Raw genomic sequence first — 10,176 nt, forward strand, 5'->3', positions numbered from 1 at the left:
AAGCGCGCGTCCCCACACACCCGGAGGAGTACCGATGAGTACCCAGGAGAGCGCGAAGGCGATCCTCGAGCACGTCGGCGGCGCCGCCAACGTGGCGAAGCTGCAGCACTGCTCGACCCGTCTGCGGTTCGCGCTGGCGGACGACGCGAAGGCCGACGTCGAGGCGTTGAAGGCGGTGCCCGGCGTGATCGGCGTCGTCACAGGCCCGCAGACGCAGGTCATCGTCGGCAGCGGCGTCAGCGAGATGTACGCGGCGGTCGAGAAGCTGCGCGGCGGCACCACCGCATCCGCGGAGCAGGCGAAGCAGCCGCGATCCCTCAAGCGCCTCGGCGCGACGATCATGGACTTCGTGGTCAGCGTGTTCACGCCGATCATCCCGGCCATCGCGGGCGCCGGCATCTTCAAGTCGTTCCTCGTCCTCGCCTCGGCGCTGGGCTGGCTCGACCCGGCCTCCGACAACTTCAAGCTGCTGTCCGCCATCCCGGACGCGGTGTTCGGCTTCCTGCCGCTGCTCGTCGCCTACACGAGCGCGAAGAAGCTCGACGTGAACCGGCCGCTCGCGCTCGGGCTCGTCGGCGTCCTGGTCTTCCCGGCGTTCACGACGCTGCTCAACCAGGAGGGCGGCGTCGCGCTCTTCGGCATCCCGGTGCCGGTCATCGCCTACAACGCGCAGGTGTTCCCGGCGACCCTGGCCGTGCTGCTGCTCTCGGTCGTCGAGCGCTTCTTCACGAAGCACTCGTGGGGTCCGATCCGCACGTTCTACGTGCCGCTGATGTGCCTGGTGATCGTCGCTCCGGCCACGATCTTCCTGCTCGGCCCCCTCGGCTACTGGCTCGGCTCGATGCTCACCGGCGCGATGATCGGCCTCTACGGGGCGCTCGGCTGGGTGGCCGTCGCGCTGCTGGCCGGCGTGCTCCCGCTGATCATCTCGGTCGGCATGCACAAGGCGTTCATCCCGCCGACCATCGCGACGATGGCCAGCGCGGGCAAGGACACCTTCTACCTCGCCTCCTCGCTCGCCCACAACGCGGCGGAGGCGGGCTCCAGCCTCGCGATCGCCCTGCGCACCAAGAGCGCGACCCTCCGCGCCACCGCCTTCTCGGGCGGCCTCTCGGCCCTCTTCGGGATCACCGAGCCGGCGCTCTACGGCGTCACGCTGCAGAACAAGCGCGCCCTCGTCTCCGTCATCACGGGCAGCGTGGTCGGAGGCGCCTACATCGGCGCCACGCAGGTCGCCGCGTTCGCGCTGGTCAGCCCCGGCGTCGCGAGCATCTCGATGTTCATCGACGGGCTGAACCCCTGGAACCTGCTCAACGCCGTGATCGGCCTGCTGATCTCGGTCGCCGTCTCGTTCGTCGTCTCCTTCGTCATCTGGCGCGACGACGCCTCCGCCAGCGTCCAGGCGCTCGGCGATGTGGCGGCCGCCGCCGGGAGCCCGCTCGCGCTGCAGGCGCCGCTCACCGGCTCCGTCATCCCCCTCTCGGAGGTGCCGGACCCCGTGTTCTCGGCCGGCGTGCTCGGCGAGGGGCTGGCGATCCGCCCCACCGACGGAGCCGTCCGGGCGCCGTTCGCGGGCGAGGTCATCGCACTGCTGTCCTCCCGCCACGCCGTGGGGCTGCGCCGCGCGGACGGCGTCGAGGTGCTCATCCACGTCGGCATCGACACGGTGCAGCTGGACGGCGCGCCATTCGAGGCGCACGTCGCGGTCGGCGACCGGGTCGAGGCCGGGCAGCTCCTCCTCACCGCCGACCTGGCCGCGATCACCGCGGCCGGCTACGACACCACGACCCCGGTGCTCGTGACCAACTCCGCCGAGTACACCGTGCTCGTCGAGGCCGCCGAGCGGATCACCGCCGGCGACCGGATCATGACCGTGACGCAGAGAGAGAAGGAGCTCGCCGATGGCGCTTCCTGACGGATTCCGATGGGGCGGCGCCCTCGCCGCCAACCAGGTCGAGGGCGCGTGGCGCGAGGGCGGGCGCGGCCCGGCGGTCAGCGACGTCGCCTCCTACAAGCCGAAGGCGGACCCGAAGGAGTACGCGATCCACCACCGCAACACGGTGGAGAGCATCACGGCGGCGATGTCCGACGACGACACCGAGTACTACCCCAAGCGCCGCGGCATCGACTTCTACCACCGCTACCCCGGCGACCTCGCGCTGTTCGCCGAGATGGGCTTCACCACCCTCCGCGTCTCGATCGCCTGGACCCGCCTCTACCCGACGGGGGAGGAGGCGGAGCCGCTCGAGGAGGGCATCGCCTACTACCTCGCCCTCTTCACCGAGATGCGGCGCCTCGGGATAGAGCCGCTGGTCACGCTCTCGCACTACGACCCGCCGCTCGCGCTCGCGCTGAAGCACAACGGCTGGGTCGACCGCCGCACGATCGGGCTGTTCGAGCGCTTCGCCCGCACCTGCTTCGAGCGCTTCGGCCACCACGTCGACATGTGGCTGACCTTCAACGAGATCGACGGCATCATCCGCCACCCGTTCACCTCGGGCGGGATCATCGAGGAGACCGTCGAGGGCAGCGTGGAGCAGGCCTGCTACACGGCTCTGCACCACCAGTTCGTTGCCTCCGCCTCGGTCACGAGGACGCTGAAGGAGCTGTGGCCCGAGTCGCGGATGGGCTGCATGCTCACGATGCTGACCACCTACCCCAACACCTGCCACCCCGACGACGTCGCGGCGACGCAGGCGAAGGAGCGGATGCTCTACCTCTGCACCGACGTCCAGGCGGGCGGCGCCTACCCGCGCCTGGCGCTGCGGGCGCTCGAGAGCCGCGGAGTCGAGATCCCGTTCGAGGCGGGCGACGTCGAGCTGCTGCGCGAGCACCCCGTCGACTTCATCTCGTTCAGCTACTACATGTCGATGACGGAGTCCGTGCGCCCCGACGCCGAGCGCACCCCCGGCAACACGGTCCTCGGCGTCAAGAACCCGTTCCTCGAGTCGAGCGAGTGGGGCTGGCAGATCGACCCCGTCGGGCTGCGGATCTCGCTGATCGACCTCTACGACCGCTACGGCAAGCCGCTGTTCATCGTCGAGAACGGGCTCGGGATGCGCGACGAGCTGACCGAGGACGGCCGGGTCCACGACCCGTACCGGATCGACTACTTCCGCGCGCACTTCGAGCAGATGATCCAGGCGGTGGACGAGGGCGTGGAGCTGCTCGGCTACGTGAGCTGGGCGCCGATCGACCTGATCAGCGCCTCCAGCTCGCAGATCTCGAAGCGCTACGGGTTCGTCTACGTCGACATGGACGACCTCGGCCACGGCAGCACCGAGCGCTACCGGAAGGACTCGTTCTTCTGGTACCAGAAGGTCATCGCCTCCAACGGCGCGGATCTGGGATGATCCTCCTCTGCCCGGAGGCGCCGTCCGGCTCTCCGGGCAGACGCCCCGCCACCCCCACCCCAGCCCTGACGCGGCCGTCGACGGAGACACGCATGCAGACCATCAAGAAGGTGCTCAACTCGAGCGTCGTCCTCGTCGTCGACGAGCGCGGCGTCGAGCGCGTGCTCCTGGGCAGGGGGATCGGCTTCGGAGCGAAGGCCGGCGAGGCGATCGAGCCCTCGAGCGTCGACCAGGTGTTCGTGGCGCTGGACGACTCGGACCAGCGCAACCTCGTCGAGCTCCTGGCCCAGATCCCGCCGGAGTTCGTCGAGCTCACCCGCGCGGTCGTCGCCGACGCGGAGGAGCAGGGGCTGAAGCTCGACCCGCACGTGTACCTCGCGCTCACCGACCACCTGCACTTCGCGGTGGAGCGGCAGCGGCGCGGGCTCTCGGTCGCCAACCGGCTGGCCTGGGAGATGCGGACGGTCTACCCCGTGCAGTACGCGGTGGGGGAGCGGGCGGTCGAGCGGATGCGCGAGCGCCTGGACGTGGAGCTGCCCGCCGACGAGGCCGCGAACGTCGCCTTCCACCTCGCCAACGCGGAGCTCGGCAAGGTCGGGATCGACTCGCTCCGGATCGTGCAGCTCATCCGCTCGGTGACCGCGATCATCCAGCACTCCAGCGGAGCCGCGCTCGACCGCGACGACCTCCGCTCCGCCCGCTTCGTGGCGCACCTGCAGTACTTCGCCGAGCGCTTCTTCTCGGGCGGCCTGCTCGAGAGCGAGGACGACTTCCTCTTCACCAGCCTCAGCGCCCGCTACCCGCGCGCGATCGCCTCCGCCGAGCGCGTGCGCTCCTTCGTGGCGGCCGAGTACCAGGCCGCCCTGCCCAACGAGGAGGTCGCCTTCCTGGCCCTCCACATCGCGCGCGCCGCTCCGGAGTAGCGCGCTGACCCCGGAGAACCGCATGCACCGCACCACCTCCGCCCGCCCGACGACGCCCGCGAGCGCGCGCCCGTGACCGGCACGATCCACCTCGTCCGCCACGCCGAGACCCTCTTCAACGTCGCCGGCCAGCTGCAGGGCTGGTGCGACTCGCCGCTGACCGAGCGCGGCGAGCGCCAGGCGGCGGCCCTCGGCGAGCGGATGCGCGGCGTGCCGCTCGTCGCGGCGTTCACGAGCGACCTCACCCGCACCCGCACCACGGCGGCGGCGGCGCTCGCCGGGCACCCGTCGCTCGAGGCCGAGCCGATGGTCGAGCTCCGCGAGTGGCACTTCGGCGCCTTCGAGGGGCAGCCGAACGCCTCGCTCTGGGAGCCGGTGTTCGCCGACCACGGCTACTCCTACGTGCCCGCCTCCGCCGACTGGCCGCGGATGACCGACGCCGGTCTCGACTCGGTGCTCGACGCGATCCATCGCCACGACCCCTCCGGCCGGGCCGACAGCGGTGCCACCGTGCGCGCCCGCGTGGAGGCCGCGATCGCGCGGTTCGCGCCGGCGGCCGAGCACGGGGACGTGCTGGTCGTGACGCACGGAGCGGTGCTCGGGAGCATCCTCCGCGCGCTCGACCCCGCGCACCGGCCGCAGCGGGGCTACCCGAACTGCGCGGTCGTGTCGGTGACGGACGGCGTCATCGGCGAGGTCGACGGGAGCTGCGCGACGGCCTGACCCCGCCCCTCCTCCTCCACGGACGCCCCTGTGCGCTCCGGTCGCCGACCGGACGAGCACGGGGGCGTCCGTCGTGCTCGGGACGCAGGCGGCCCGCACCCGGGCCGCCCCCGGACCTGCACGCGCGGCCGCCTCGGGACCTGCACGTCCGGTGATGCGGGACCTGCACTTTCGGCCACCTCGGCGCTGTACCGAAGTACAGGAGCCCGTCGCGAGAGCGTCCGTAGCGTCTGAGGAGTCAAGAGAAACGACTTCGAGGAGATGACATGCGAGGGCTTCAGCTCAGCGGCGTGAGCCGTGCATTCGGCGGCCACCGGGTCCTGCACGACGTGGACCTGTCCGTGGGCCGCGGCGAGATCGTCGGCTTCATCGGCGGCAACGGCGCCGGCAAGACCACGACGATGCGGCTGATCCTGGGCCTGCTCACCCCCGACACGGGGACCATCACCTGGGACGGCGCGCCGATCACCGCCGAGGACCGCCGCTCGATCGGCTACATGCCGGAGGAGCGCGGCCTCTACCCGCAGATGCGGGTCCGCGAGCAGGTGATCCACTTCGCTCTGCTCGAGGGGCACGACGCCCGGGGGGCCCGTGAGACCGCCGAGGAGGTGATCGACGCGCTGGGCCTGGCCGAGCGGGCCGACACGCTGGTGCAGGACCTCTCGCTCGGCAACCAGCAGCGCGTGCAGCTGGCCGTGTCCCTGGTGGGCGATCCGTCGCTCCTGGTGCTGGACGAGCCCTTCTCGGGGCTCGACCCGGTCGCCGTGGAGACGATGGCCGGCCTGATCCGGCAGCAGTCCGCCCGCGGCGTCGGCGTGCTCTTCTCCTCCCACCAGCTCGACCTGGTCGAGCGCCTCTGCGACACCGTCTGCGTGCTCGACTCCGGCCGTGTGACCGCGAGCGGAGCGGTGGCCGAGCTGCAGGACGACGGCCGCAGCCGCTGGCAGCTGCAGTTCTCCCGCCCCCTGGACGACCTGCTCGTCGCCGAGCTCGGCGTCACACCGGGACTGTCGGCCGAGCCGGTCCCCGGTGAGCCGGAGTCGCTGCTCGTCTCGATCGAGGGCAGCGGCCGGGACGTCCCCGAGCAGGTGCTCGCGACCCTCACCCGCCACGGCGGCCTCCGGAGCATCCGCACCGAGCAGCGCTCGCTGACCGAGCTGCTGTCCGAGCGGCTCACCGCCGCCTCCACCCCTGCGGCCGAGCGCCGCCTCGAGATCCAAGGAGCAGGACGATGACCACCACGCACCCCCGCGCCGCCCACGCCCGGACCGCCGAGAGCTCCGCTCCTCCGACGCCGGCCAGGGGAGCCGCGACGATCGTCCGCCGCGAGATCCTGACCCGCACCGGGAACCGCACGATCCTCACCGCGACCCTCGCGCTGGCCGCGAGCGCCGGCCTCGGCGCCGGGATCGGCGGCTGGTTCCTGGTCGACGCGACGAGGGAGGCGGGGACCGTGGTCCTCGACACCCGGATCCTGTTCGCGACCGCGATGATCAGCGCCCTGCTCGCCGCGATGGTCTACTCTTCGTCGAGTCTGGCCTCGGGGGTGGTCGAGGAGAAGTCGTCCCGGATCGTCGAGATCCTGCTGACGAAGATCGGCGTCGCCCCGCTGCTCGCCGGGAAGATGATCGGCGTCGGCCTGGTGACCCTGGCCCAGCTGCTCGTGATCGGCGGCGCCGTCGTCGGCGGGTTCAGCGTGGTCGGCGGGTGGTCGGTCCTCGAGATCGAGCTCGGCCCGAGCCTGGTCTGGTTCCTCGTCTGGTTCCTGCAGGGCTACGTGCTCTTCGCGCTCCTCAGCACCCTGCTCGCCTCGACCGTGTCGAGGCAGGAGGACCTGGGCACCGCCGCCATGCCGCTCTCCGTCGTGCAGATGGCGCTGCTGATCATCGCGCTCTACGTGGTGCCGGCGAACCTCGACGAGGCCTGGGTGCACGCGCTCTCCTTCGTCCCCCTCTTCTCCTCCTACCTGATGCCGATGCGCTTCGGCCTCGACTCGGTCGGCACCCCCGAGATGGTGATCGCCGCCGTCGTCGCCGCGATCACGGTGCCGCTGCTGTTCCGCCTGGTCGTCCGCGTCTACCGCAACAACGCGCTCCGCACCGGCTCCCGCGTCTCGCTCCGCGCCTCCCTCAAGGCCGCCGACGCCTCCTAGGCCCGGCTCCCGATATCCACCACCACCACCCCTCGGAAGGACACCACCATGACCACCTCGCGCACCGCCTCGACCCGCCCCTCGCCCCTCAAGAAGCTGCTCGTCAACACCGCCCTCCTCGTCGGGGGAGCGGGCGGCGCCTACCTCGTCGTCACCTACCTCTTCTGATCCGCTCGACCGACCGAAGGACACGATCGTGACTCTCCTCGCGACTCCCGGGCTCCGCCCCGCGACCCCCGGGCACCGCCCCGCGGATCCGGCGGCCCTCCGGGCGGCGGCCTCGACCGAGCGGCTGCTCGGCGGCGGAGGCCACCGCGTCGCCGCGATCGACCGCCCCGCCTTCGCCGGCCGGAACGCGTCGTGGACGATGACCCTCGACGACGGCGCCCGCGTCTTCGTCAAGCACGTCTCGCCCCGGACGGCGGGCCCCGCGGCCTTCCGCCGCTCCAGGGACTTCGCCGGCTTCGCCGCCCGGAGCCCCGAGCACGCCCCGGCCGGACCCCGCCTGCTGGCGGCCGACGAGGACGACTCCCTGCTGGTGTTCGAGCACTGCCCCGGCACCAGCCTGGCCCTCCTGCTCGTGGAGGAGCGCGTCCCCGCGGACTTCCCCGAACAGGCCGGCCGGCTCCTGGCCCGGCTGCACGCCGGCCCGGTGGCGGGCCTCACCGCGACCTCGCACCCCAGCCCTCCCGTCGAGATGCTGCGCGTCGGCATCCCGCACACCCGCTACGTCGACCTCACCCTCGCCGAGCTCGCCTTCTGGGGCGACCTGCAGCACGACGAGCAGCTCGTCTCGGCCACGGAGGATCTCCGCGAGTGGGAGAGCGGCAACCGCACGGCCCCGATCCACGGCGACCTCCGCCTCGACCAGTTCCACCTCCGCGACGGGCGCCTCCAGCTGCTCGACTGGGAGGAGTTCGGGATCGGGGATCCGGCCCGCGACCTCGGCACGCTGGCGGGGGAGTGGATCCACCGCGCGGTGCTCGACACCGTGACCACCCGGGAGGGCGCCTCCGCTCCTCCCCTCGCCTTCGACACCGCGGCCGCGGACGCCCGCATCGCGGAGCGGATGGCGGCACTGGTCCCGAGGATCCGGCGGATGTGGCTCGCCTACGCCGCCGAGACCGCCGGCGCGGACGACGCCCTCGCCGTCCGCGCCACCGCCCACCTGGGCTGGCACCTCGTCGACCGCACCCTCGCCCGGGCCTCGATGGTCTCCCGCCTCCCCGGGATCGAGCGGGCCGCCGCCGGCATCGGCCGCCGCGTCCTGCTCGCCCCCTCCGCCTACTCCACCGCCCTCGGATTCGACAGGAGCCCGCGATGACCGCCCTCACCACCCGCTCCGTCCTCGACGAGGCCGTGATCAGCGTCGACGCCGCCCGGCTGCGGGCCGAGGTCGACGGGACCGTGATCGAGGCCACCGGGCCGATCGAGCTGCGGGCCCGACTCGCCGCCACCGTCTACACCCACCTGCACCTCCGGAACCCGCTGCTCGGCGAGACCGCCGGAGGCGACGGCCAGGACCTCGCCCCCCGGCTGATCGACGCGATCCCGCACCGCACGGTCCTGCAGCCCGCTCCCTCCGGGGTGCTCGGCTCCGCCACCGTGCAGCGGGAGGAGCGCCGGGTCGTCGAGCTGGGCCGCGTCCGGGTCCTCGTGCCCGAGGTCGATCTCGTCCGCTCCGCCGACGGGGCCGTCGCCGGCGTCCGGCTGCCGAGCTGGCGCACCCGCACCACTCCCGGCTACCTCCTCGCCCTCGGCCCGATGGGACTCGATCCCGCCGACCGGGTCGTGCGCCTCTCGCTCGTCGCCGACTCGGCGGAGGACGCGCTCGCCCTGTGGGGCCCGCTCCTGGAGGCGCTCGCCGCCTCCGGAGCCCGCCACCAGGCCAAGGCGCTCTCGGACCCGCGGGCCTTCCCCCGCTCCGACGCCCTCGTCGTCTACCTGCCCGCCGACTCCGCCGACGACGTCGCCCGGAGGGTCACTCCGCTGCTCGATGCCCGGCCCTCGCCCCGCACCGCCGTCTCGGCCTTCGCCGAGAGGCTCGCCGACGGCCTCGCCTACGCCGAGGACCCGGCCGACGAGCGCTCCTCCTACCGCGGACTGAGCTTCGGCCAGCACCGCTCCCGCGTCCTCGCCGAAGCGCTCCTGCGCTCCTCGGCCGAGACGATCCCCGCCGCCGACGCCTGGGCCGACGCCGCCCGCGCCGCGCGCATCGACCCGGACCGCCCGGGACTCACCGCCCGCTAGGGCCCCACGAACCTCCCCTCGATCCCGAGGGGACCACCACCTCAGCCCGAGGTACTCCACGAAAGGGACACATCATGACCACCATCTCCACCGACGCCCAGTCCGCCGACCTCACCGCCCTCGCGGGAGCGCACGACACCTTCGCCACCGTCGACGAGCTCGGCTCGGACGCCGCGACCGAGGCGCCCGCCACCACGCCCCTGTGCGTCGGCATCATCGTCGGCGCCACCCTCGGCGCGGGCTGCTGACCCGGCCCTCCTCCCGCCCGGGTGCTCCCGCAGCACCCGCTCCCCGGCCCTCCGGCCGGACCACCCGCACCACTCCCCGCACGACCCGGCGGATCCGCCGCCACCACTCATCCAAGGAGAACACCATGTCGACCATCACCGCCCAGACCGTCCAGTCCGCCGACCTCGCCGAGCTCGCCACCGCCCACGACACCTTCACCGCCGCCGACGAGATCGGCACCGACGCCGCCTCCGAGGCGCCCGCCACCACCCCGTTCTGCGCCGGCGTCATCATCGGCGTCACCCTCACCGCAGGGTGCTGACGGGCACGGGGCGACCGGTCCTCGACCGCGTCGCCCCGGCCCCTCCCGGGCGCGTGCCGTCCGCTCGCGCCGTCCGCCCATCCCCGTCCGCCCTTTCCGCGGGCACGGTCCGCCCATCCCCGTCCGCCCTTTCCGCGGGCACGGTCCGCCCATCCCCGTCCGCCCTTTCCGCGGGCACGGTCCGCCCGTCCGCCGCCGTCCTCACCGCCGGCCGCGACCCGATCC

Annotated in this window: 10 protein-coding genes; all 10 read left to right on the forward strand. The window is 72.8% G+C overall.

All coding sequences use genetic code 11. The features are described 5' to 3' along the window. Nucleotides 1-34 precede the first annotated feature (34 nt). A complete protein-coding gene (locus C5C56_RS11335) occupies nt 35-1,915 on the forward strand; it encodes a beta-glucoside-specific PTS transporter subunit IIABC (protein WP_104268543.1) in 1,881 nt (626 codons plus the stop codon). Next, complete coding sequence (locus C5C56_RS11340; protein WP_104268544.1) at nt 1,902-3,353, forward strand: glycoside hydrolase family 1 protein; 1,452 nt, start codon at nt 1,902-1,904, stop codon at nt 3,351-3,353. The genes C5C56_RS11335 and C5C56_RS11340 overlap by 14 nt, the downstream gene beginning before the upstream one ends. Before the next feature lie 92 nt (nt 3,354-3,445). Then, nucleotides 3,446-4,276, forward strand: a complete 831-nt coding sequence (locus C5C56_RS11345) for a PRD domain-containing protein (protein WP_104225973.1) — start codon at nt 3,446-3,448, stop codon at nt 4,274-4,276. Between the two features lie 72 nt (nt 4,277-4,348). Next, nucleotides 4,349-4,999, forward strand: a complete 651-nt coding sequence (locus C5C56_RS11350) for a histidine phosphatase family protein (RefSeq protein WP_104225972.1) — start codon at nt 4,349-4,351, stop codon at nt 4,997-4,999. A 290-nt stretch (nt 5,000-5,289) separates the two neighbouring features. Further along, complete coding sequence (locus C5C56_RS11355; protein ID WP_258059358.1) at nt 5,290-6,234, forward strand: ABC transporter ATP-binding protein; 945 nt, start codon at nt 5,290-5,292, stop codon at nt 6,232-6,234. Next, complete coding sequence (locus C5C56_RS11360) at nt 6,231-7,151, forward strand: ABC transporter permease (RefSeq protein ID WP_104319616.1); 921 nt, start codon at nt 6,231-6,233, stop codon at nt 7,149-7,151. The genes C5C56_RS11355 and C5C56_RS11360 overlap by 4 nt, the downstream gene beginning before the upstream one ends. Before the next feature lie 196 nt (nt 7,152-7,347). Next, on the forward strand, nt 7,348-8,475 hold the full coding sequence (gene lxmK, locus C5C56_RS11365) for a class V lanthionine synthetase subunit LxmK (protein ID WP_258065664.1): 1,128 nt from the start codon (nt 7,348-7,350) through the stop codon (nt 8,473-8,475). Beyond that, nucleotides 8,472-9,401 (forward strand): T3SS effector HopA1 family protein, encoded by a 930-nt coding sequence (locus tag C5C56_RS11370; RefSeq protein ID WP_104319617.1) that lies wholly within the window; start codon nt 8,472-8,474, stop codon nt 9,399-9,401. Before lxmK ends, C5C56_RS11370 begins: the two co-directional genes overlap by 4 nt. Before the next feature lie 74 nt (nt 9,402-9,475). Beyond that, nucleotides 9,476-9,649, forward strand: a complete 174-nt coding sequence (locus C5C56_RS17890) for a hypothetical protein (RefSeq protein ID WP_181027122.1) — start codon at nt 9,476-9,478, stop codon at nt 9,647-9,649. A 125-nt stretch (nt 9,650-9,774) separates the two neighbouring features. Next, the gene (locus C5C56_RS17895) at nt 9,775-9,951 is read left to right on the forward strand and encodes a hypothetical protein (RefSeq protein WP_181027123.1); all 177 of its coding nucleotides are present in this window, start codon (nt 9,775-9,777) and stop codon (nt 9,949-9,951) included. Nucleotides 9,952-10,176: the final 225 nt, after the last annotated feature.

Source organism: Rathayibacter sp. AY1D1, from assembly GCF_002932635.1.
Lineage (GTDB): Bacteria > Actinomycetota > Actinomycetes > Actinomycetales > Microbacteriaceae > Rathayibacter.